We start from the raw sequence: 21,354 nt of genomic DNA, 5'->3' as shown, positions 1-21,354 counted from the left end.
CTACATGAAAACCAGAGAAGCAATAGGAAAGCGCATAAAGGAACTGCGGAAGTCCCGTAAGTTTTCTCAATCATTTATTGCCCAAAAACTCTTTATCTCTCAGGCAGCCTACTCGCTTATAGAAAATTCGCAAAACGGTATCGTCGCTGAACACATCATTAAATTAAGCAAGCTTTATGGTATTCCTGCAGATTATATTCTTACTGGTAACAAACACCTTGTGGAAATCTCCAATTCAAGCGGATTCATCCCATTGGTACGTGCAGAAGCACAGGCGGGATTTTTAAAGAATTATCCCGACAAGGAAAACCATCAGGAATATGACTGGTACCGCATACCGGGTTTTGAACCTATCGAAGGCCAGAAACTTTTTGAGGTAGATGGTAAAAGTATGTTACCCACTATCATACCGGGTGACATCGTGATCTGTGAGCCTCAAAAAGAAATAGATAATACCCTCGAGGGTTCGGTCGTACTTGCGGTACTCACAGATAGGATACTTATCAAACGTTTCAGGGTGAATCCAGATCCTGACGTTATTCTGCTTGAAAGTGATAATCCTGAAGATGGTGAACTACAGGAGCAAAATATTTCCAGAAAAGAACTCCGGGAGCTCATGCTGGTTAAAGGAAAAATAAGTAGTGTTCTATTGGCTCCAGACAATAAGGACTTTAAGGGGAGAATAAAGTCTCTGGAGGAGGTTGTAGACCATCTTAAACAGGAGCTTGCTGTAATGAATCAGCAGATCAATTCTTTGTTAAAGGGTGGGGATGCCTGATTGAATAATAAAGAAACAAAAAAGGCAATCCAAAAGGATTGCCTCTCAAAAAGTAGATGAGAAGGCTCCGGTGTTTTACCACCGAAGTTTCGTAAAGTAATTTTTGCCCCCCAGTAAAAATTACTCTGATTCTCATCTATTATGTTATGGTAGGGACTCCAGCTTCTTTTTTTGTTTCACCAGCATATCTACTGTTGAAGCCGGGATGTTTTGATTGTAGAGGGTTTCGTAATACAATCTGATATTCTTTTTCTCTTTTTCATAACACAGCTTCCAGTTAGGGGTGTTGAAGGTGTTTCTTGCCAAATAATCCAGTTTCAGAAATACAGGAAGAAACTCCAGGATAGCTGTAGTGATCTTATTCAGGTGAAGGGAATTCTTGATGTTGAACAACAGTCTTCTTAATTCGAGCTTGGTCTTTTCTCTTATTTCGATGAGTCGTGCTATATTATCAGTCATTTCCTTTTCTTCCTGCGGCAGATCATAATAAAGAACATAATACATCTGAAGAAGATGATCGTTAGAAAGATCTAGGCGTAGTAGCTGGGAGTATAACTGAATTTGCATGACGTTCCTGTGAGCCTGTTATTATTAACTATTATAAAAATAGAAATTTTTTCAGCTTCTTCATTCTGTAAATGAGTGATTAACAGATTTTTAGTATAAATGTAAGGGGATTCTGTAAAAGGTTGATGCTTTTAACAGAAAAGAGAATTTTAGCGGAGAAAGTTTGAAAGGGGTAATAAGTAATAAAAAAGTGCCCAGAGCGGGACTCGAACCCGCACGCCCTAATGGACACATGGCCCTCAACCATGCCTGTCTACCAGTTCCAGCACCTGGGCAATTTTGCTTGTGAAAATAACGGAAATCTGTCGGCCTCGGGCCTGGTAAATCCTTTTCAAAAGACCTGGCAATAAATATAAATCTGGTTGGGGCTTCCTTCGACTTCGCTAAAAGGTTTCGCTCAGGACAGGTTTCTCGCCCAACAAGATCTGAACATTTTTCGTGATCTGGCTGTCCACCCGGCCAAACACCATTCGGACGGGGGCTTCCCTCGACACGCTTCACTTCGTTCAGCTGCTCGGGACAGGCTTCTCGCCCAGAAAGATCAGAATTTCATTTAGTGATCTGGCTGGGGCTCGAACCCAGGACCCTCTCCTTAAAAGGGAGATGCTCTACCAACTGAGCTACCAGATCATTGAAATAAAAACAATAAGAAGATCTTTGGTTGGGAGAATTTCCCATCTAACAAGACCTGAACATTTTTCGTGATCTGGCTGTCCGCCGGGCCAAACACCATTCGGACGGGGGGCTTCCCTCGACACGCTTCACTTCGTTCAGCTGCTCGGGACAGGCTTCTCGCCCAGAAAGATCAGAATTTCATTTAGTGATCTGGCTGGGGCTCGAACCCAGGACCCTCTCCTTAAAAGGGAGATGCTCTACCAACTGAGCTACCAGATCATTGAAATAAAAACAATAAGAAGATCTTTGGTTGGGAGAATTTCCCATCTAACAAGACCTGAACATTTTTCGTGATCTGGCTGTCCGCCGGGCCAAACACCATTCGGACGGGGGGCTTCCCTCGACACGCTTCACTTCGTTCAGCTGCTCGGGACAGGCTTCTCGCCCAGAAAGATCAGAATTTCATTTAGTGATCTGGCTGGGGCTCGAACCCAGGACCCTCTCCTTAAAAGGGAGATGCTCTACCAACTGAGCTACCAGATCTTCCTTGTTGCATTTTTGCTAATGCGGGTGCAAATATACCATCATTAATTTATTTTTCAAGGACAAAATGATATAAATTTGTGCATCTATATAAATGGGTAGGAAAACCTCCTCAAAATCATCATTTTAAGGGCATGAAAATTATTCTTTCAGGTTATATGGGATCCGGAAAAACGGCGGTAGGCACACTGCTGGCTAAAAAAATGAGCTTCCGGTTTCTGGATCTCGATCATGAAATAAGCAGGAGAGAAGGCAGAAGTATTTCCGAGATCTTTAAATCGTCAGGGGAGATCTATTTCCGAAGAAAAGAAACCGAAATTTTGAAGGACCTGCTTAATTCTCCCGAGGACTTTGTACTTGCTTTGGGAGGGGGAACCCCATGTTACGGGAAAAATGTCGAATTGCTAAAGCAAGATCCCGGCAGTACCCTTATTTATCTTAAGGCGAGCCTTATGGAGCTTAAGGAAAGGCTTTTTAAGGAACGGGATAAAAGACCCCTGATAGCTCACCTGGATTCACCTGAAGCCCTGGAAGATTTTATTAGAAAACATCTTTTTGAGCGCACCTTCTATTACAATCAAAGTGATCAAATAATTGGTACGGATGGGAAAACTGCCGAGGCAGTGGCAGAGGAAGTTCTCAAATGCCTAAATTAACTCTACCCTGTTCCTTCCTTCCGTAAAATCCACTTTCACGGTTTCATTGAGCGATGTAGAAAGTGAGATCCCTTTAAAATCTGCTTTTACAGGATATTTTTTATGGCTTCGGTCTACCAGGACGGCAGTCCTGAATTGCTTTAAAGGAACTTTAAGAAAGTGTCGAACCCCGTAGATCAAAGTAGTTCCTGAATTTAGAACATCATCTACCAGGATGATCGAGCGGTTTTCATATTCTGAAGAAGGCAGTGAAGTCTCGATCTCGTCCAGAGGGTTTTTCTTGTTGATCTTCACCTCGCAAAGTTCAATCTCAAGATCTGAGATCCTTTCAAGATCATCCTTTAGTTTTTTAGCAAGTTCAAAACCGTTTTTTAAAATTCCGGCGAGCACGATCCTGTCTTCTTCCACGTTGCTTTCATAGATCTGGTAAGCGATCCTTTTGATCTTGTGACTTATCTGGATATGGTCAAGGATAAAAACTTCTGACTTGTTCATGGGGATCTTGTTTTTTTAAATATACTAAACTGCTGTCTGGGTTGTTGCTTTGATTTAGGAAATACTTATTCTTCCTTTTTCTTTTCCTCCTCCTCAGGTCCTTCAAACCAATCGTCCAGTTCCCTACGGTCTTTTTTGGTGGGCCTTCCCGTTCCTTTTTTTCTGTAATAATCACGGGAATATTTCAGTAGTTCCAGCTTATCGAATTCCTCTTTTGGAGTAACGTCATTTATATACAAGTTTACCAGTTTTGCACCTACTCTGGAAGGGGGCAGGTCAAGCACATCTATCTGGTAATTGATCTGGTTCTTTCGTATGCTTATCTTATCACCGGGATGAACATCCCGGGAGGGTTTGATCACTGCTTCATTGACCCTGACCTTCCCCTGTTTACAAGCTTCTGTAGCAATGCTCCTGGTCTTATAATACCGCACTCCCCATAAAAACTTATCTACTCTCATATTTTTGCAGTAAAACTCGGTTATTCCTAAACAAAAATACAAGAATATTGTATCTTGCGGCCTTTAAAATTAAGTATTGATGAGATTGAATAAGTTTTTAATTGCCTGTGTTTTTTCGACAGCTTTGCTGATGTCTTGTGATAAGGACGATGATCCGGGTTTTGAACCAATACCCGAAAGGGATAGGACTGAACAAGAAATAGAGGACCAGGAAGCGTTAAAGGCCTACCTGGAAACTCATTTCTATAATTATGAAGATTTTGAGAATCCGGCTGAATCTTTTGACTACACCATTCGTATCGATACCATCAATGAAGCCAATTCAGATAAGATGCCATTGATCCAATCTGATCTTTTGGAAACCAAGATCGTTACCAGGAACGAAGTTGACTATACTGTATATATTTTGAAAGTAAGGGAAGGGGCAAAGGATCAGCCAAAATTTACAGATTCTACTTTTGTAAGTTACCGGGGTGAACTACTTGACCGTTCTATGTTCGATAATTCGGTAACTCCTATTTGGTTTGACCTTACCAGGACTATTCCCGGATTTGGGCAGGCTATGACCGAATTTAAAGGGGCTTCAGGCTTTGAGATCTTAAGTGACAATACGATCAAGTGGGAGAACGACTATGGAATTGGTGCCGTGTTCATGCCTTCAGGGCTTGGTTATTTCGCTACCTCTCAAACTACTATTCCATCTTACAGTCCGCTGGTGTTTACTTTCCACCTGTATGGTGTGAATGAGGCTGATCACGACGGTGACGGAATTCCTTCATGGATGGAAGACCTTGATGGAGACGAGGTCATTGGAAATGACGATACAGACGCTGACAACCTGCCAAATTACATTGATACAGATGATGACGGGGATTTTATACCAACGCGTGAAGAGATCATCATCAATGAAGACGGAAGCATAACGTTCCCTGATACAAACAGCGATGGAACGCCAGATTACCTGGATCCCAAGAATTAAAGAAAAATATAGACCATCAAAAAAGCCTCATTTCTGAGGCTTTTTTGATGGTCTATATTTATTTGAGATGGTTCTATTACAGGTTAAGGGATAAACTTAAAATAAACTGGTTGGGACGGGCATCCACCCTTTTAACCCCATTGGGGTTATCCAGGTCCAACACCTGTGCTTCGTTATCACTTAGGCCTCTTTCATATCGAACATCTACCCCAATCCCCTTGAACTGGATCCCGGCACCAAATTGTGCACCTATGGTAAATTCATCTTCTACATCCCCAACGGTCACTCCCTGAAAGTCGTTATCAAGAATATACTTAAAGGAGGGGCCTGCAAATACATTTACAGGACCTAATACCCTGATACCAAGAAGTACCGGAAGATCGATTTTTGAGATCTTGTATTCTGCGTCCTCATTGTTGAAGTCATATGAACTTTTTGTCTGGGTATACAACAATTCGGGTTTCAAAAAAAATCCTGCCATTTCTGCCCGGTAAAAAAGTCCGAAGTGATATCCTACTTTGCTGTCACCACCTTTCATGATATCTTCTCCCGCACCTGTAACATCTGTATATTCAACATCCCCGTTATCTCCGTAATTGAGTCCGGCTTTAACCCCGAACCCGCTTTGGGCCATTACTGCTCCCGAGATTATTAGCATTAAAATTAAAATTCCTTTTTTCATAATTGTAGGTTTGTTTTTGTAGGAAATAAAACGATCCTTTATTGATAATATTTCAAATAAAAACAAAACCCCTGCAAAAATTACTTTTAAAGGGGTTTTGTTTAAGTTAAGAAAAATCAGGTTTATTTTCTTTTCATCACTTTTTCTGCCGCTTTCACGATAGCTTCAGCGTTGAGCCCATATTTTTCCATAAGTTGCTCGGGAGTTCCGCTTTCCCCGAAGGTATCTTGTGTAGCTACGAATTCCTGTGGGGCGGGATCGTGCTGAGATAAAGTTCTGGCCACACTTTCCCCGAGGCCACCAAGGAAATTGTGCTCTTCGGCAGTTACCACGCAACCTGTTTTTCTGACAGAATCCAGAATGGCTTTTTCGTCAAGCGGTTTGATGGTGTGAATATCAATAACTTCAGCTTTAATCCCTTTTTTCTCCAGTTGCTCTGCTGCCTGCAAAGCTTCCCATACAAGGTGACCTGTAGCAATAATGGTTACATCATTTCCTTCGGTCATCGTGTTAGCTTTTCCTATTTCAAACTTCTGGTCTTCGGGAGTAAAGTTGGCAACTTTGGGCCTTCCGAAGCGTAAATAAACAGGACCATGATGTTCGGCGATTGCAAGGGTTGCAGCCTTGGTCTGGTTGTAATCACAGGTGTTGATCACGGTCATACCGGGCAACATCTTCATTAATCCTATATCCTCAAGGATTTGGTGGGTTGCGCCATCTTCACCCAGGGTTAAGCCGGCGTGAGAGGCACAGATCTTCACATTCTTGTCTGAATAGGCGATTGATTGTCTTATCTGATCATACACGCGTCCTGTTGCAAAATTTGCAAAGGTACCCGCGAATGGGATCTTTCCACCAATGGTCATCCCTGCTGCGATTCCCATCATATTAGCCTCAGCAATACCTACCTGGAAGAATCTTTCGGGATGGTTTTTCTCAAAGTCGCCCATTTTTAAAGATCCTGTAAGATCGGCGCAAAGCGCTACCACATTCGGATTCTTTTTACCAAGTTCAGTAAGACCGTCCCCAAATCCTGAACGAGTATCTTTATTTCCTGTATTTGTATATTTTTTCATTGTTTCAGTTTTGTCATTTCCGCAGGCGGAAATCTGTTTTTTGACCTTTGACAGGTGGGATTAATAATCTCCGAGAGTTTCAGGGTTTTGCGACAGCGCGTTTTCAAGCTGCTCATCATTTGGGGCAACTCCGTGCCATTTATGAGTATGCATCATGAAATCTACCCCATGGCCCATAACGGTGGTCATAAGTATACAAACAGGCTTTCCTTTTCCGGTCCTGCTTTTGGCTTCCTTAAGCCCATTTATTACTTCTTCAATGTTATTCCCATCCTTGATCTCCAGCACATCCCATCCAAAAGCTTCAAATTTGGCAGTAAGATCTCCCATAGGTAGTACGTCATCTGTACATCCGTCGATCTGCTGGTGGTTGCGGTCTACTGTGGCAATAATATTATCCACCTTTTTTGCGGCTGCATACATGATCGCTTCCCAATTCTGTCCTTCCTGAAGTTCCCCGTCACCATGCAGGGAATACACCAGGTGGTTATCCCCGTTAAGTTTTTTGGAGTTTGCGGCTCCAAGGGCTACAGATAATCCCTGGCCCAGTGAACCTGAGGCCACCCTTATACCCGGAAGTCCTTCATGAGTCGTAGGATGACCCTGCAGGCGGGAGTTGATAAGTCTGAAGGTGTTTAGTTCTTCCACAGGGAAATAACCGCTTCGGGATAATACACTATAGAATACAGGGGAGATATGTCCGTTTGAAAGAAAGAAGATATCTTCATCCTTTCCGTCCATGTCAAAACCTTCCTTGCGATCCATAATTTCCTGGAACAGGACAGTCATGAATTCAGCACAGCCCAAAGAACCTCCGGGATGTCCCGAATTTACCTTATGAACCTGTCTGAGAATGTCCCTTCTCACCTGGGTAACAAAATCGTTTAGTTGTTGTGTGTTTGGCATTTGTGTTTGATTAAATGTGCTGCAAAAATAGCATTTTAATAATGCTTTGAAAACCAATGCCGGTCAATTCTTGCACCTCTTTAATAGAAGAAGCCAATTTAGGTATTGAATTTTAAAAAATGGCCTCAAGTTGGTTATCTTTGCGCCCTTAAAGAATTCTATGAAATTTGAATTAGCAGTTAATGATCCCGGCAGTAGTGCCAGGGCAGGAATTATTACTACCGACCACGGAACCATTGAAACTCCCATCTTTATGCCGGTGGGGACCATTGCTACAGTAAAGGGCATAAGCCAGAAAGACCTGAAAGAACAGGTCAACCCGGACATCATTTTGGGAAATACCTATCACCTCTATTTACGTCCCCATACCGAAATACTTAAAAAGGCGGGAGGAATTCATAAATTCATGAACTGGGACCGAAATATTCTTACAGACAGTGGCGGGTACCAGGTTTACTCCCTTTCTGAGAGAAGAAAGATCAAGGAGGAGGGAGTAAGGTTCAAGTCCCACATTGACGGCTCATTTCATAATTTCACCCCTGAAAATGTTATGGAAATACAGCGCCTCATAGGGGCAGATATTATCATGGCTTTTGATGAGTGTACTCCCTATCCTTGTGACTATAACTATGCGAAGAATTCCATGCACCGCACTCATCGCTGGCTTGATCGCTGTATAACTCATTTCGATAAAACCCCACCTGAATATGGATATTCACAGGCACTTTTTCCTATTGTACAGGGAAGTACCTATAAAGATCTAAGAGAACAGTCTGCAGAATATATAGCAAATGCCGGGGCTGAAGGAAATGCCATTGGGGGACTTTCTGTTGGGGAGCCTGCTGAAGAAATGTATGCCATGACTGAAGTGGTGACCAGCATCCTTCCGAAGGAAAAACCCAGATACCTCATGGGCGTTGGTACCCCCATAAATATCCTGGAGAATATAGCATTGGGTGTTGATATGTTCGACTGCGTTATGCCTACGAGGAACGCGAGGAACGGAATGCTGTTTACCTCTCACGGAACCATTAATATCAAGAACAAAAAATGGGAAGATGACTTTTCTCCTATTGATGAAAACGGCGTCACCTATGTCGATACCTTTTATACCAAAGCTTATTTGCGGCACCTGTTTACGGTAAATGAAATGCTCGGCAAACAAATTGCCACCATGCATAACCTGGGCTTCTACCTGTGGTTGGTTCGTGAGGCCAGAAAACATATCTTAGCGGGAGATTTCGCATCCTGGAAGAACAGGATGGTACAGCAAATGGATAAACGTTTGTAACTTGAAGATACTCGACTGGTATATATTGAAACGCTACCTGGGCACCTTTATAATGATGCTCCTTCTCTTTATACCTATTGGGATAACGGTTAACCTTGCAGAAAAGATAGATAAGATCCTTGAAAATGAAGTTCCGTTTTGGGAGGTAGTGAACTACTATATAGATTTCACGATTTACTTTGCCAATCTCCTGTTTCCGTTATTCCTGTTCCTTTCTGTAATTTGGTTTACTTCAAAACTGGCGCAGAACACAGAGATCATTGCCTTTTTGAGCAGCGGGGTTTCCTTTTGGAGGTTTCTGAGGCCATATATAATTGGTGCGACCCTGGTAAGTTTGGGTGCCCTGGTCCTGGGTATGTATCTTGCTCCCAGTGCAAGTAAGGGTTTCAATGATTTTAAATATACTTATTTAAAAAGAGGTAGTGATGTGCAGGAGACCAGTGATGTCTACAGGCAGATCAATGATAATGAATATATCTACGCTTCGCATTTTCAACCGCAAACAAAATCGGCCCGTAATTTTACCCTTGAACATTTTGAAGGGAACAAACTTTTGTTCAAAATCAGTGCCTCACGTTTAAAACTAAATGAGGAGGATTCTACCTATACCCTCACTAATTTTAATAAAAGGGTCATTGGGGAAAATGAAGATGAGATCCTTACCGAGATAAGTAAAGACACGGTACTTCCCTTTGAATTTGACGAACTTACCCCTGTTTCCTATATGGCAGAAACGCTGAATTACGATGAATTGGCTGCATTTATTGAGCAGGAGCAGCGCAGAGGGTCGGGTAATATCAACCGGTATAGGGTTGTTGCCTATAAACGCTGGAGTCTGCCCGTGTCTGCCTATATCCTTACCATTATTGCTGTCGCTGTCTCATCAATCAAAAGAAGGGGAGGAATGGGGGTAAATCTGGCTTTGGGTATCACCCTGGCCTTCGTGTTCATCTTTATGGACAAAGTATTTGGGACCATCGCCGAACAAAGCAGCTTTTCCCCGTTGATCGCCGTATGGACGCCTAATGTTCTCTTCGGAATTTTAGCTATTTACCTGCTTTTCAATGCCAAACGATAAGCTGCGCAGTTACCTGCATTTTCACCTGATCGTTTTCATTTGGGGATTCACCGCAGTGCTGGGTGCCTTAATATCTTTAGATGCTGTGCCGCTGGTATGGTACAGGATGTTGATGGCCAGTTTCTTTATTCTTCTCTGGATCAAATGGAGGAAAAAAGACCTTAAACTGGGCGCCAAAAGGACCTGGGTAATGCTTATTGCCGGGGTAGTGATCGCACTTCACTGGCTCACGTTCTTTGGTGCTATCAAAGTTTCCAACGTATCTATCACCCTTGCTCTGCTGTCAACCGGCGCTTTTTTTACCTCAATAATGGAACCCATCTTTTATAAACGGAAAGTGATCTGGTATGAGATCCTGTTCGGGTTGATCGTAATTCTGGGGCTTTATATAATCTTCAAAGTGGAAACAGAATATGTGCTTGGAATACTACTTGCCCTGGCTTCCGCATTCCTTTCCGCAGTTTTTTCACTCATCAACGGGAAACTGGCCCAAAAAGAGGATGCTTCGGTAATATCATTTTATGAACTTCTTACAGGAACCGTGGCAATCAGTATTTATTTGCTGATCCTTACCTTCCTGGGAAGCGATAATGGTTTTAGTCCGGCATTCTTCAGTGTGTCTGCCGAAGACTGGATGTATCTTCTCATTCTGGCTTCGGTCTGTACCGCATACGCTTTTATAGCATCCGTAGCAGTAATGAGACATTTGAGTCCTTACACCGTTATGCTGACGATTAACCTTGAACCGGTCTACGGAATTTTATTGGCTTTCTGGATCTTTGGAAGTGAAGAAAAAATGTCTCCGGGTTTCTATTATGGGGCAGTAATAATCCTGTCTACCGTGATCCTTAATGGAATCTTGAAAACGAAACGAAAAATTAAAAGACAAAGGAAAGCTACCTTTTAAAGTTTCTTATATTTGTAAGCTAATTTTAAACAAACCCCATAACTCATTATGGAATATTTAGATTTTGAATTACCTATAAAGGAGTTGGAAGAGCAGTACCAAAAGGCTTGTGCCATTGGTCAGGAGAGTGAAGTTGATGTATCCGCAACCTGCAGGCAGATAGAAAAAAGACTAATCGAGACCAAGAAAGAGATATATAAGAATTTGACTGCCTGGCAGCGCGTGCAGCTGTCAAGACATCCAAATCGCCCCTATACCCTTGATTATATTAATTCCATTTGTGGTGCCTCTTTTTTAGAGTTGCATGGGGATCGTAATGTCAAGGATGATAAAGCCATGATTGGCGGTCTTGGAAAGATTGGAGACCAGAGCTATATGTTCGTGGGTCAGCAAAAAGGATATAATACCAAAACCCGCCAGTACCGCAACTTTGGAATGGCTAATCCTGAAGGATACCGCAAGGCCCTGCGCCTTATGAAATCTGCTGAGAAATTTGGAATTCCTGTAGTGACCTTTGTGGATACCCCGGGAGCCTATCCGGGTCTGGAAGCCGAAGAGCGTGGACAGGGAGAGGCTATCGCCCGAAATATACTGGAAATGACCCGGCTTAAAGTGCCTATCATTGTGGTGATCATTGGCGAAGGTGCCAGTGGTGGTGCTTTGGGAATTGGAGTAGGAGACAAGGTTTTGATGCTTGAGAATACCTGGTATTCTGTGATCTCTCCGGAATCCTGTTCATCAATTCTATGGAGAAGCTGGGAATTCAAAGAGATAGCTGCGGAAGCTTTAAAACTGACCGCTAAGGATATGAAAAAGCAAAAGCTAATTGACGAGATCGTAAAGGAACCTGTGGGTGGAGCTCACAGCAACCGGGAAATGACTTTTGAAACTGTCAAAAATGCTATTATTGATGCTTATGACGAATTTAAAAACTTATCACCAGAAGACCTGGTGAAAAAGAGAATGGATAAATATTCATCTATGGGTGTTTTTAAGGGTTAATACCCGTAAACATATACAACCTTCAAAATCCGGAGCAGCTGCTTCGGATTTTTTTAGCCTTATCAACAAAATATTAAAGTTCTTAACAGTTAAATTGTTCATAACCTGTGAACTAAGTAAACCGAATTACAAGACCGTTCTAAAGTCTATTTTTCTACTTTCGCTATATGGAAAAAGCCAAGTCCCCCCAGAATTATAATTACAGCCCAGGAAATGTCATTAATCTTGAAAAAGGAAAAATTCCGCCACAAGCTGTTGATTTAGAGGAAGTTGTACTGGGAGCTATGATGATCGACAAACGAGGAGTTGACGAGATCATAGATATTTTGCATCCCGAGGTATTTTACAAGAGTGCTCATAAACATATCTATGAAGCTATCTTCAAGTTGTTTGAAAATTCTGAACCGGTGGACTTATTAACGGTTTCCAATCAATTGAAGAAAGATCAAAAACTGGAGCAGTCAGGAGGGGATTTTTACCTGGTGCAACTTACTCAAAAAGTATCCTCCTCTGCACACATTGAATTCCATGCAAGGATCATTCTTCAAAAATATATTCAGAGAAGCCTTATTAAGATCTCCAATGAGATCATTGAACAGTCATACGATGAAACCACAGATGTTTTTGACCTCCTGGACACAGCAGAGTCAAAGTTATACGAAGTAACCCAGGGAAACATCAAACGTTCTTCAGAGACTGCCCAGGACCTTGTGATGCAGGCAAAGAAGAGGATAGAGGAGATCTCTAACAAATCAGGCTTAAGTGGGGTTCCTTCCGGCTTTGAAAAACTGGACAAACTTACCTCGGGATGGCAACCCAGTGACCTTATCATTGTGGCCGCTCGTCCGGGTATGGGTAAAACCGCTTTAACCCTTTCTATGGCCCGTAACATTGCCGTGGGACAGAATATTCCTGTAGCTTTCTTCTCCCTTGAGATGTCTTCAGTTCAATTGATCACCCGATTGATCTCTTCGGAAACCGGATTGTCTTCAGAAAAACTGAGAACGGGAAATCTTGAAAAGCATGAGTGGGAGCAGTTGAACGTAAAAGTAAAAGGTCTGGAAAAAGCACCTTTGTTCATAGATGACACCCCTTCTCTTTCTATTTTTGACCTTCGGGCCAAGGCAAGGAGGCTTGCCTCTCAACACGGCATTAAATTGATCGTGATTGATTACCTCCAGTTGATGACCGCAGGGGGAAGCCAAAAAGGAGGGAACAGGGAACAGGAAATTTCAACAATTTCCCGAAACCTTAAGGCGCTTGCAAAGGAATTGAACATTCCTGTGATTGCACTTTCACAGTTATCAAGGGCAGTAGAGACCAGGGGAGGAAGTAAAAGACCATTATTGAGTGACCTTAGGGAATCCGGTGCAATTGAGCAGGATGCCGATATTGTTTCCTTTATCTATCGTCCCGAATACTACAAGATAGAAGAATGGGATGATGAAGAGAGATCACCAACAGATGGACAAGGGGAGTTTATCGTCGCGAAACACCGTAACGGGGGTCTCGAGAATATCAGGTTGAAATTCATTGGACATTTAGGTAAATTCGATAACTTAGATGACTTTGATTCCCCTTCAGAATTCTATTCAAAGATGAATGATGATGATTCGGGGGATAATGGATTTGGTACAAGCCATTTTCCTAGTGCCGATGAAGCTTTTGGAAGCTCAATGAATGACCTTAATGATGATAACGACGTGCCATTCTAAAAACTCTGATTTCCGGATATCCGGAAAAAATTCTTTTGTTTTTAATAAACCGAAAACCGGATCAGGGAGTTCTTCCCGATCCGGTTTTTTTGTAAGATATATGATCCTTCCGGTCCTCATATTCCTGATTTCTATTCCGGCTTTTTCATCACAGATCCTTATTCCTATGGATGCTGAAACCCAGAAAAACCATTTAAAAGCCTACGGAATTACCTACTGGTTGCTGGAAAAGAAGGTAAATGTACAGTGGCTCCTGAATTACAGGGGAGGTTCTTTCCTTATGCCCGATTCTGAAGAGGTAAGAAAAGAATGTCGAATTCGCGGAGTTTCTTTTGAGGTGTTGAGTGATCAGAAAACCGGAGAGATCCTGGAAGAGATCAGTAGTCCGTCGCAGAATATGGAGGCTGTCCTGTTGGAGAAAGCTCCAAGGATCGCGGTTTATTCCCCTGAAGGAAATAAACCCTGGGATGATGCCGTGACCATGGTGCTTACTTATGCTGAAATTCCCTATGAGACCATCTATGACGAGGAAGTCCTTAACGATGCCTTATTGCTTTTCGACTGGTTGCACCTGCATCATGAAGATTTTACCGGGCAATATGGAAAATTTTACCGCGCATACCGTACAGCACCATGGTATATTGAAGATAAAAAAGAAGCCGAAGCCCTTGCTGCCCGGGTGGGATATGACAAGGTTTCTGAGGAGAAACTGGCGGTGGCCCTTAAGATCAGGGATTATGTGGTTGGCGGTGGGTTCATGTTTGCCATGTGCAGTGCAACAGACAGTTTTGATATTGCTCTTGCTGCAGAAGGCGTGGATATTGCTGAACCTATGTTCGATGGCGATCCCAGTGACCCCGATTATCAAAAAAGTATAGACTACAGTAAAAGTTTCGCTTTTACAGATTTCGTGCTTGAACGGGATCCCATGGTCTATGAATTTTCTTCAATTGATATGACCAACAAAAGAAAAGTTCCCATGGATGTGGATTATTTTACCCTTATGGAATTCTCTGCAAAATGGGATCCTATTCCCACTATGCTCACTCAGAACCATACCATGCTGGTGAAGGGTTTTATGGGGCAAACTACAGCGTATGATCCCGCAACCATTAAACCCACTGTGTTAGTGTTGGGGGAGAATAAGATAAACGGGGAAGCGAGATATTTGCATGGAATAAAGGGAAGCGGATTTTTCACATTTTACGGAGGCCATGATCCCGAAGATTATCAGCACATGGTGGGAGATCCAAAAACTGAACTGGAACTGCATCCTACCTCCCCGGGATACCGCCTCATCCTAAACAACGTACTTTTTCCCGCTGCCAAAAAACAGAAACAAAAAACCTAGGGGAGTAATTCCTATCTTTACTCATCTATGGATAAATCAGATAACTTCAACAAAAAGACCACTAAAACGATTTTTATCGCATTGCTGATGCTTTCAGCTTTCGCTCTTCTTATTTTTCACGCTAATTTTTTCCTGTTAGTCTTTGCGGGTATCTTTTTTTCAGTATTGCTAAATTTTGCTTCCAGCTGGATAGTTAGTAAGACACCACTAAAATATGGATTGGCCTTATTTCTCATTCTGCTTTTCATGACGGGGATTTTGTATCTGATAATTAGATTAATAGGCCCCTCTATGGTTGAGCAGGTACAGGATATGACTGATACTTTACCCCGGTCTCTTCAGAATCTTAGAGATAAGATAAAAGAAACATCTATTGGGCGAAGTTTATTTGAAGAACTTCCTTCTGATCTTGGCGCCCTGTTAGAAAACAGGGAAGAAGTAATGTCCCGGATCGTCGGCTCGTTTTCGACAACCGTTGGTGCTATAGCAAATTTCTTTATCATCATTGTAACCGGAATTTTTTTGGCCTCAAGTCCAGGTATTTATACGAAAGGTTTTACCAGGTTGTTTCCGGTAGATTTTCGTCCGCGATTAAGAGAAGTAATGGAGAAGACACAATATTCCCTTAGCCTTTGGATGATGGCCAAATTGATCTCCATGTTAGTAGTGGGGGTTTTTACTGCCATTGGTCTCGAAATTCTAGGAATGCCTATGCCTTATGCACTGGCCTTAATAGCTGCTTTATTCTCATTTATCCCCAATATTGGTCCTTATCTGGCTCTGGCACCCGCAGTATTGATTGCTTTAATGCAGGGAGGTAATATGTTTATTTATGTTCTTATACTTTATTTCGGTATTCAGATAGTAGAAAGTTACTTAATTACTCCTATGATCGAAAAGAAGATGGTTCATCTCCCTCCCGCGCTTACTCTTTTCTGGATGGTACTTTTAGGAGTGCTTACAGGAATTCTCGGACTTATAATGGCTACTCCAATTCTTGCTGCACTTATAGTGATTATTGAAGAATTATACGTGAAAGACTATTTGGAGACTAATAAGGAAGATGCCAATGAAACAGCTTCAGAAATGGTAGTTACAGAAGTAGATCATAAAAACATTCAAGATACACCCTGATTCTAAGCACTTCCTATTAAGGAGTCATCGGCGATCGAAAGATTTTGACCAGATTAAAAAATGAAAACCGAAAAATCATAGGTATTGAAAATGGGAAATTTGGATTATATTTTTCAGAAGGAAATAAAACTTTCGGCTAAACCAAGAGGCTTTCATTTGGTAACAGAGGAGGTGGTGGAACAAATTCCGGAGTTAAAAGAGATCTCTGTAGGTTTTCTTCAGATCTTCATTAAACACACTTCCGCCGGCCTTACCATAAATGAAAATGCCGATCCTACCGTGAGAGAGGATTTTGAAAGCCACTTTAATAAAATGGTGCCTGAAAATCAGCCTTACTACAAACACACCCTGGAGGGTCCAGACGATATGCCTGCACATATCAAATCTTCTTTACTCGATACCTCACTACAAATTCCCATCACCCGCGGTAAATTGAATCTTGGGACATGGCAGGGAATTTATTTATGTGAACACAGGAACAACGGCGGCAGCAGGAAACTGGTTCTTACTATTATGGGGGAGAAATAAATCTTTGTCATTCCCACCACGCAGGAAGAAAGAACCGTAATCCTGAACTTGTTTCAGGATCCTTTCGGGATATTGTCATTCCGACGCAGGAGGAATCCTTGCTTGTGCCTGGTCAGGAGATTCATCACTCTGCTGCGCTCCGTTCTGAATGACAAAAGAACCCTTCCGCAGAAAGAAAACATAATTCATTAGTGAATTCGTGGCAAAAAAACTCAAAATCTGATTAAAACAAAAGATCCCGCTCTTTCGAACGGGATCTTTCTATAGTGAGATAAAATTTTTAATTACTTTACTTTTTTGACGATAGCTTCGAACGCATCAGGGTGGTTCATCGCCAAATCTGCAAGAACCTTACGGTTCAATTCGATTCCGGCGGCTTTCACTTTCCCCATGAACTGCGAATAAGACATTCCGTGCATACGGGCACCAGCGTTGATACGGATGATCCATAGTGAACGGAAATTTCTTTTCTTGGTCTTACGGTCTCTGTAAGCATATAACATTGCTTTGTCAACCGCGTTTTTAGCTACTGTCCAAACGTTTTTACGACGTCCAAAGTAACCTTTTGCTTGCTTAAGAACCTTTTTTCTTCTGGCTCTCTTTGCAACTGAATTTACTGATCTTGGCATATTTTTAAATTTTTTTGTAGCAGGCGACCCATACATTCAAAATTTTGAATTTTGAATTCTGAATACTTTTATTTGCCCAACTCCAGGGTTATTAAATTTGGTAAACCATCAAAGGTCCAATTACTTTAAACGTAATTGAAGTTTGATATTTTTTTCGTCGGCTTCATGCACCAAAGTGCTGTGAGTCAACGCAAGCTTTTGTTTTTTGGTCTTCTTTGTTAAGATGTGACTTTTAAACGCATGCTTTCTTTTAATTTTTCCGGTACCGGTAAGCTTAAAACGCTTTTTGGCACTGGACTTCGTCTTCATTTTAGGCATTGTGTCCTTCTTTTTAATTATCTCACTAATTATTGTAAACTTAAAAATTTGAAATTTCTAAGTGTGTTATTTGGTTTTGCGCGGAGAGAGGAACATCGTCATTCGCTTTCCTTCAAGCTTCGGCATTTGTTCCACTTTTCCAACTTCTTCTAAATCCTGGGCAAGGCGTAACAAGAGAATTTCCCCCTGTTCCTTGAAAACGATAGAACGTCCTTTAAAGAATACAAAGGCTTTTAATTTGGCACCGTCCTTCAGGAACTTTTCAGCATTCCTCTTCTTAAACTCATAGTCATGATCATCAGTATTCGGTCCAAAACGTATTTCCTTTACCACAACCTGTGTGGCTTTGGCTTTAAGCGCTTTTTCACGTTTTTTCTGTTCGTAGAGAAACTTCTTGTAATCCATTACTTTGGCTACAGGAGGTTTGGCGTTGGGAGAGATTTCCACCAGGTCCAGTTCCTGTTCTTCAGCAATGGCTAAAGCTTTTTTGAGAGGATATACACCCATCTCCACATTATCGCCTACGAGGCGAACTTCCTCCGCACGGATCTTACCGTTAATTTTGTGCGGATCTTCTTTGATTTCTCTAAGAGGTCTTCTTGATCTTTTTCTACGTATTGCTATGGCTCAAATATTTAAATTAAACTTCAAATGATTTTAAAGTACTGTTTACTTCTTTATTTATGATTTCTGCGAAGTCTTCAACCGACATAGTGCCAATATCGCCTTCCCCGTGTCTACGTACAGAAACCGTTCCATTTTCTGCCTCCTGCTCTCCAACGATCAGCATATACGGAACTTTGTTCACTTCAGCTTCCCGAATTTTCTTCCCAATGGTCTCGTTTCGGTTGTCTGTAAGGGCGCGAATTTCGTGATTTTCCAACAAAGTTAAAACTTTTTGGCTGTATTTTTCATATTTCTCACTGAGAGAGAGAATAATAGCCTGTTCCGGCATTAGCCAAAGAGGGAAATTTCCGGCCGTATGTTCCAGCAGGATAGCTACAAAGCGTTCCATACTTCCAAAAGGAGCCCTGTGAATCATCACCGGGCGGTGCATTTCATTATCACTTCCCTTATAGGTAAGATTAAATCTTTCGGGAAGGTTATAATCTACCTGAATGGTTCCCAATTGCCATTGTCTTCCCAGGGCATCCTTCACCATAAAGTCTAGCTTTGGGCCGTAGAAAGCGGCTTCCCCGGTCTCAATCACGAAGTTTAGCCCCTTTTCCCTGGCTGCATTGATGATAGCACTCTCCGCTTTTTCCCAGTTTTCGTCAGATCCTATATATTTTTCCTTGTTCTCAGGATCCCTTAAAGATACCTGCGCAGTGAAATTTTCAAATCCTAAAGAATTGAACACATATAAGGTAAGGTCGATCACCTTTTTAAATTCTGAATCCAATTGATCGGGTGTACAGAAAATATGGGCGTCATCCTGGGTAAAGCCCCGAACCCTGGTCAAGCCATGTAATTCCCCGCTTTGCTCGTAGCGATAAACAGTTCCGAATTCGGCAAATCTTTTGGGGAGATCTTTGTAGCTCCAGTGCCCGTTGTTGTAGATCTCACAGTGGTGAGGGCAGTTCATGGGTTTCAGTAAAAATTCCTCCCCTTCATTCGGGGTTTTGATAGGCTGGAAACTGTCTTCCCCGTATTTCTCATAATGACCCGAGGTCACATACAATTCTTTATGGCCAATATGAGGAGTAACTACCATTTCATAGCCGGCTCTTTTTTGAGCCTTTTTCAGGAAGTTCTCCAGGCGCTCTCTTAAAGCTGCACCTTTAGGTAGCCATAATGGCAGCCCCTGACCTACTTTCTGTGAAAAAGTGAACAATTCGAGTTCTTTTCCGAGCTTTCGGTGGTCTCTTTTTTTGGCTTCCTCCAATAATTCCAGATATTCCTTCAGGTCTTTCTGTTTGGGAAATGAAATTCCGTAGACCCTTGTAAGCTGCGGATTCTTTTCATCCCCTCTCCAGTACGCTCCTGCAACACTCATTAACTTTACAGCTTTGATCACCCCCGTATTGGGAAGATGTCCCCCTCGGCAAAGGTCAGTAAAGGTGTCGTGATCACAAAAAGTAATGGTTCCGTCTTCCAGGTTCTCGATAAGCTCAACTTTGAAGGGGTTGTTCTCCTTTTTATAGAAATCAAGTGCCTCTTGTTTGGAAACTTCCCTCATTTGGAAGTCATGCTTTCCACGGGAGATTTCCAGCATGCGGTCCTCGATCTTCTTAAAATCGTTCTCAGAGATCTTTTGCTCGCCAAAATCCACATCATAATAGAATCCATTCTCGATCGCCGGCCCAATGGTAAGTTTCGCACCGGGATAAAGGTCCTGGATGGCCTGTGCCATCACGTGAGAAGAAGAATGCCAGAAAGCCTTTTTTCCCTCGTCATCATTCCAGGTATATAAAGTAAGGCTGCCGTTGGTAGTTAAAGGAGTGGTAGATTCTACAATCGTGTCGTTGAATTTGGCCGAAAGTACATTCCGGGCAAGTCCTTCGCTAATGCTTTTAGCTACCTCCAGGGGAGTAGTGCCGTTCTCAAACTCTTTAATACTGCCATCTGGCAACGTAATCTTTATCATAGTTCTCAATTAAGCTGCAAAGATAACAGGATAATAGGTGCTTTACAATACTATTATATATATGAGTAGAATTTTTCTTTTTTAAATGTGGGCGTTCCCCACCTTCGCAAAGGGCTTTGGTGGGTCGCGTGTTCCGCTGTATTTTTAAAGCGCCTTATGTGGAAGCGCTTTAAAAGATGCCGCTCCACCCGCTAACGGCGATACGACCAAATTACCGGTTCTCGCCCTTTCGTTATCAACCCTGTCAGCAGTTTTGATCCCCGACAGGGTTTCAAAGAAATCTAAAAAAATCCCCTCCAAAAACCACATTTTCAGCCCCTTATTCCACAGGCTTAAAAAAACCTTAAAAAAGATGGGTTGTGGACTTGCGGGAGAAAGAAACAGGCGTATATTTGCAGCCGCTTTGAGAAACAACAAAGGGTCTTTAGACCGGGAGTTGCGAGCCCAATAGGGCAGGAGTCTCAAAGCGAAAAAGCCCACCTTGATTGGTTGGCAAGTTCTCTGAAAAAAGATTGAAATTTTGTTTGTGTTGTAACGGGAAAAGGTTGTAAGTTTGCATCCGCTTTTGTGACAAAACAAGTTCGGGGAGTTCCCTGAAAAAAAATAAAATTTTTTTCTTGCAGGTTTTAAAATCGGTTGTATATTTGCAGCCGCTTAGAACGAGAGCGAATGTTCATTAAATTATACTGAAAAGGAATCCCGGGACGGGTAACAGAGAAAAGGTTCAACTCCTTTTATTTCCACAAGAAACGCCTCCTGAATAAGGAATAGTTTCTCCCCTTTTTTAAGGGGAGATGTCCGGTCTGCATCCGACGAGCGAAAGCGAGAGGAATGCACAAGAGGGGTAAGTTCATTGACATATTGAATTGACAGCGCGTATGTTGTTTTTATAAACAACAAATGCAAATAAGAATTAAGACTAGAAGAACGTTTTGAGCTTTGTCCTGATGTAAATCGGGACGGAGAGGAATTCCTTAGTAATTGTAAATTTATTTAAGATTTAACGATGAAGAGTTTGATCCTGGCTCAGGATGAACGCTAGCGGCAGGCTTAACA

22 protein-coding genes and 4 tRNA genes are annotated in these 21,354 nt (G+C 42.1%); 11 read left to right on the top strand and 15 right to left on the bottom strand.

Going from position 1 to position 21,354, the window contains the following annotated elements; all coding sequences use genetic code 11:
* Window positions 1-4: 4 nt before the first annotated feature.
* Complete coding sequence (locus ACFSTG_RS08220; protein WP_380750910.1) at window positions 5-778, top strand: XRE family transcriptional regulator; 774 nt, start codon at window positions 5-7, stop codon at window positions 776-778.
* A gap of 144 nt (window positions 779-922) precedes the next feature.
* On the opposite strand, the gene ACFSTG_RS08215 is transcribed toward ACFSTG_RS08220, so the two are convergent.
* The 5 genes from ACFSTG_RS08215 to ACFSTG_RS08195 all read right to left on the bottom strand — a co-directional run bounded on the left by ACFSTG_RS08215 (window position 923) and on the right by ACFSTG_RS08195 (window position 2,503).
* Window positions 923-1,345, bottom strand: coding sequence for a hypothetical protein (locus tag ACFSTG_RS08215; RefSeq protein WP_380750907.1), 423 nt, complete (start codon window positions 1,343-1,345; stop codon window positions 923-925).
* Between the two features lie 191 nt (window positions 1,346-1,536).
* Window positions 1,537-1,620: transfer RNA gene (locus ACFSTG_RS08210), tRNA-Leu, on the bottom strand.
* Between the two features lie 282 nt (window positions 1,621-1,902).
* Window positions 1,903-1,975, bottom strand: a tRNA-Lys gene (locus ACFSTG_RS08205).
* A 191-nt stretch (window positions 1,976-2,166) separates the two neighbouring features.
* A tRNA-Lys gene (locus tag ACFSTG_RS08200) sits at window positions 2,167-2,239 on the bottom strand.
* A 191-nt stretch (window positions 2,240-2,430) separates the two neighbouring features.
* Window positions 2,431-2,503 (bottom strand) — tRNA-Lys (locus ACFSTG_RS08195).
* 134 nt (window positions 2,504-2,637) lie between these two features.
* Between ACFSTG_RS08195 and ACFSTG_RS08190 the strand changes: the two genes are divergently transcribed.
* Window positions 2,638-3,159, top strand: a complete 522-nt coding sequence (locus ACFSTG_RS08190) for a shikimate kinase (protein WP_380750904.1) — start codon at window positions 2,638-2,640, stop codon at window positions 3,157-3,159.
* Here ACFSTG_RS08190 and ACFSTG_RS08185 read toward each other — a convergent pair.
* Window positions 3,151-3,654: a phosphoribosyltransferase family protein gene (locus ACFSTG_RS08185; protein ID WP_380750901.1), complete on the bottom strand. Its 504-nt coding sequence runs from the start codon at window positions 3,652-3,654 to the stop codon at window positions 3,151-3,153. The two genes, ACFSTG_RS08190 and ACFSTG_RS08185, sit on opposite strands and share 9 nt — an antisense overlap.
* Window positions 3,655-3,719: 65 nt before the next feature.
* Window positions 3,720-4,115 carry an RNA-binding S4 domain-containing protein gene (locus ACFSTG_RS08180; RefSeq protein ID WP_380750898.1) on the bottom strand — a complete coding sequence of 132 codons (396 nt, stop codon included), beginning with the start codon at window positions 4,113-4,115 and terminating at the stop codon, window positions 3,720-3,722.
* Between the two features lie 79 nt (window positions 4,116-4,194).
* On the opposite strand from ACFSTG_RS08180, the gene ACFSTG_RS08175 reads away from it, so the two are divergent.
* Complete coding sequence (locus ACFSTG_RS08175; RefSeq protein ID WP_380750895.1) at window positions 4,195-5,094, top strand: FKBP-type peptidyl-prolyl cis-trans isomerase; 900 nt, start codon at window positions 4,195-4,197, stop codon at window positions 5,092-5,094.
* 76 nt (window positions 5,095-5,170) lie between these two features.
* Here the strand turns inward: ACFSTG_RS08175 and ACFSTG_RS08170 are convergent, their stop codons facing one another.
* The 3 genes from ACFSTG_RS08170 to ACFSTG_RS08160 form a co-directional block, all read right to left on the bottom strand.
* Window positions 5,171-5,776, bottom strand: coding sequence for a porin family protein (locus ACFSTG_RS08170; RefSeq protein ID WP_380750892.1), 606 nt, complete (start codon window positions 5,774-5,776; stop codon window positions 5,171-5,173).
* A 122-nt stretch (window positions 5,777-5,898) separates the two neighbouring features.
* Complete coding sequence (locus ACFSTG_RS08165; RefSeq protein ID WP_380750889.1) at window positions 5,899-6,852, bottom strand: transketolase family protein; 954 nt, start codon at window positions 6,850-6,852, stop codon at window positions 5,899-5,901.
* A 60-nt stretch (window positions 6,853-6,912) separates the two neighbouring features.
* Window positions 6,913-7,758, bottom strand: coding sequence for a transketolase (locus tag ACFSTG_RS08160; RefSeq protein WP_380750886.1), 846 nt, complete (start codon window positions 7,756-7,758; stop codon window positions 6,913-6,915).
* A gap of 160 nt (window positions 7,759-7,918) precedes the next feature.
* Between ACFSTG_RS08160 and tgt the strand changes: the two genes are divergently transcribed.
* From tgt to ACFSTG_RS08120, 8 genes are all read left to right on the top strand, one after another.
* Window positions 7,919-9,049, top strand: coding sequence for a tRNA guanosine(34) transglycosylase Tgt (gene tgt, locus ACFSTG_RS08155; RefSeq protein WP_380750883.1), 1,131 nt, complete (start codon window positions 7,919-7,921; stop codon window positions 9,047-9,049).
* A 1-nt stretch (window position 9,050) separates the two neighbouring features.
* Window positions 9,051-10,127, top strand: coding sequence for an LptF/LptG family permease (locus tag ACFSTG_RS08150; protein WP_380750880.1), 1,077 nt, complete (start codon window positions 9,051-9,053; stop codon window positions 10,125-10,127).
* Window positions 10,114-11,034, top strand: a complete 921-nt coding sequence (locus ACFSTG_RS08145) for a DMT family transporter (RefSeq protein WP_380750877.1) — start codon at window positions 10,114-10,116, stop codon at window positions 11,032-11,034. Before ACFSTG_RS08150 ends, ACFSTG_RS08145 begins: the two co-directional genes overlap by 14 nt.
* 48 nt (window positions 11,035-11,082) lie before the next feature.
* Entirely contained in the window at window positions 11,083-12,036 is a 954-nt protein-coding gene (locus ACFSTG_RS08140; RefSeq protein WP_380750874.1) for an acetyl-CoA carboxylase carboxyltransferase subunit alpha, read from the top strand.
* Window positions 12,037-12,203: 167 nt separating this feature from the next.
* On the top strand, window positions 12,204-13,751 hold the full coding sequence (dnaB, locus tag ACFSTG_RS08135) for a replicative DNA helicase (protein ID WP_380750871.1): 1,548 nt from the start codon (window positions 12,204-12,206) through the stop codon (window positions 13,749-13,751).
* Between the two features lie 100 nt (window positions 13,752-13,851).
* Window positions 13,852-15,102 (top strand): asparagine synthetase B, encoded by a 1,251-nt coding sequence (locus ACFSTG_RS08130; protein WP_380750868.1) that lies wholly within the window; start codon window positions 13,852-13,854, stop codon window positions 15,100-15,102.
* A 27-nt stretch (window positions 15,103-15,129) separates the two neighbouring features.
* Window positions 15,130-16,236 carry an AI-2E family transporter gene (locus tag ACFSTG_RS08125; protein ID WP_380750865.1) on the top strand — a complete coding sequence of 369 codons (1,107 nt, stop codon included), beginning with the start codon at window positions 15,130-15,132 and terminating at the stop codon, window positions 16,234-16,236.
* A gap of 90 nt (window positions 16,237-16,326) precedes the next feature.
* The gene (locus tag ACFSTG_RS08120) at window positions 16,327-16,764 is read left to right on the top strand and encodes a secondary thiamine-phosphate synthase enzyme YjbQ (RefSeq protein WP_380750863.1); all 438 of its coding nucleotides are present in this window, start codon (window positions 16,327-16,329) and stop codon (window positions 16,762-16,764) included.
* A 284-nt stretch (window positions 16,765-17,048) separates the two neighbouring features.
* Here ACFSTG_RS08120 and rplT read toward each other — a convergent pair whose 3' ends face one another.
* The 5 genes from rplT to ACFSTG_RS08095 all read right to left on the bottom strand — a co-directional run bounded on the left by rplT (window position 17,049) and on the right by ACFSTG_RS08095 (window position 20,712).
* Window positions 17,049-17,393: a 50S ribosomal protein L20 gene (gene rplT, locus ACFSTG_RS08115; RefSeq protein ID WP_266069989.1), complete on the bottom strand. Its 345-nt coding sequence runs from the start codon at window positions 17,391-17,393 to the stop codon at window positions 17,049-17,051.
* Between the two features lie 120 nt (window positions 17,394-17,513).
* Complete coding sequence (rpmI, locus tag ACFSTG_RS08110; RefSeq protein WP_380750858.1) at window positions 17,514-17,711, bottom strand: 50S ribosomal protein L35; 198 nt, start codon at window positions 17,709-17,711, stop codon at window positions 17,514-17,516.
* 66 nt (window positions 17,712-17,777) lie between these two features.
* On the bottom strand, window positions 17,778-18,293 hold the full coding sequence (infC, locus tag ACFSTG_RS08105; RefSeq protein WP_380751821.1) for a translation initiation factor IF-3: 516 nt from the start codon (window positions 18,291-18,293) through the stop codon (window positions 17,778-17,780).
* Between the two features lie 58 nt (window positions 18,294-18,351).
* Window positions 18,352-20,298, bottom strand: coding sequence for a threonine--tRNA ligase (gene thrS, locus ACFSTG_RS08100; protein WP_380750855.1), 1,947 nt, complete (start codon window positions 20,296-20,298; stop codon window positions 18,352-18,354).
* A gap of 144 nt (window positions 20,299-20,442) precedes the next feature.
* Window positions 20,443-20,712, bottom strand: a complete 270-nt coding sequence (locus ACFSTG_RS08095; RefSeq protein ID WP_380750852.1) for a hypothetical protein — start codon at window positions 20,710-20,712, stop codon at window positions 20,443-20,445.
* Window positions 20,713-21,354 lie beyond the last annotated feature (642 nt).

Source organism: Salinimicrobium flavum (assembly GCF_042684505.1).
In the GTDB taxonomy this organism is placed as follows: domain Bacteria; phylum Bacteroidota; class Bacteroidia; order Flavobacteriales; family Flavobacteriaceae; genus Salinimicrobium; species Salinimicrobium flavum.
This window is presented reverse-complemented; position numbering and strand designations above follow the sequence as displayed.

Coding starts and splice junctions, on each gene's coding strand:
- ACFSTG_RS08220 (WP_380750910.1), top strand. CDS start 5: ATGAAAACCAGAGAAGCAATAGGAAAGCGCATAAAGGAACTGCGGAAG.
- ACFSTG_RS08215 (WP_380750907.1), bottom strand. CDS start 1,345: ATGCAAATTCAGTTATACTCCCAGCTACTACGCCTAGATCTTTCTAAC.
- ACFSTG_RS08190 (WP_380750904.1), top strand. CDS start 2,638: ATGAAAATTATTCTTTCAGGTTATATGGGATCCGGAAAAACGGCGGTA.
- ACFSTG_RS08185 (WP_380750901.1), bottom strand. CDS start 3,654: ATGAACAAGTCAGAAGTTTTTATCCTTGACCATATCCAGATAAGTCAC.
- ACFSTG_RS08180 (WP_380750898.1), bottom strand. CDS start 4,115: ATGAGAGTAGATAAGTTTTTATGGGGAGTGCGGTATTATAAGACCAGG.
- ACFSTG_RS08175 (WP_380750895.1), top strand. CDS start 4,195: ATGAGATTGAATAAGTTTTTAATTGCCTGTGTTTTTTCGACAGCTTTG.
- ACFSTG_RS08170 (WP_380750892.1), bottom strand. CDS start 5,776: ATGAAAAAAGGAATTTTAATTTTAATGCTAATAATCTCGGGAGCAGTA.
- ACFSTG_RS08165 (WP_380750889.1), bottom strand. CDS start 6,852: ATGAAAAAATATACAAATACAGGAAATAAAGATACTCGTTCAGGATTT.
- ACFSTG_RS08160 (WP_380750886.1), bottom strand. CDS start 7,758: ATGCCAAACACACAACAACTAAACGATTTTGTTACCCAGGTGAGAAGG.
- tgt (WP_380750883.1), top strand. CDS start 7,919: ATGAAATTTGAATTAGCAGTTAATGATCCCGGCAGTAGTGCCAGGGCA.
- ACFSTG_RS08145 (WP_380750877.1), top strand. CDS start 10,114: ATGCCAAACGATAAGCTGCGCAGTTACCTGCATTTTCACCTGATCGTT.
- ACFSTG_RS08140 (WP_380750874.1), top strand. CDS start 11,083: ATGGAATATTTAGATTTTGAATTACCTATAAAGGAGTTGGAAGAGCAG.
- dnaB (WP_380750871.1), top strand. CDS start 12,204: ATGGAAAAAGCCAAGTCCCCCCAGAATTATAATTACAGCCCAGGAAAT.
- ACFSTG_RS08130 (WP_380750868.1), top strand. CDS start 13,852: ATGATCCTTCCGGTCCTCATATTCCTGATTTCTATTCCGGCTTTTTCA.
- ACFSTG_RS08125 (WP_380750865.1), top strand. CDS start 15,130: ATGGATAAATCAGATAACTTCAACAAAAAGACCACTAAAACGATTTTT.
- ACFSTG_RS08120 (WP_380750863.1), top strand. CDS start 16,327: ATGGGAAATTTGGATTATATTTTTCAGAAGGAAATAAAACTTTCGGCT.
- rplT (WP_266069989.1), bottom strand. CDS start 17,393: ATGCCAAGATCAGTAAATTCAGTTGCAAAGAGAGCCAGAAGAAAAAAG.
- rpmI (WP_380750858.1), bottom strand. CDS start 17,711: ATGCCTAAAATGAAGACGAAGTCCAGTGCCAAAAAGCGTTTTAAGCTT.
- thrS (WP_380750855.1), bottom strand. CDS start 20,298: ATGATAAAGATTACGTTGCCAGATGGCAGTATTAAAGAGTTTGAGAAC.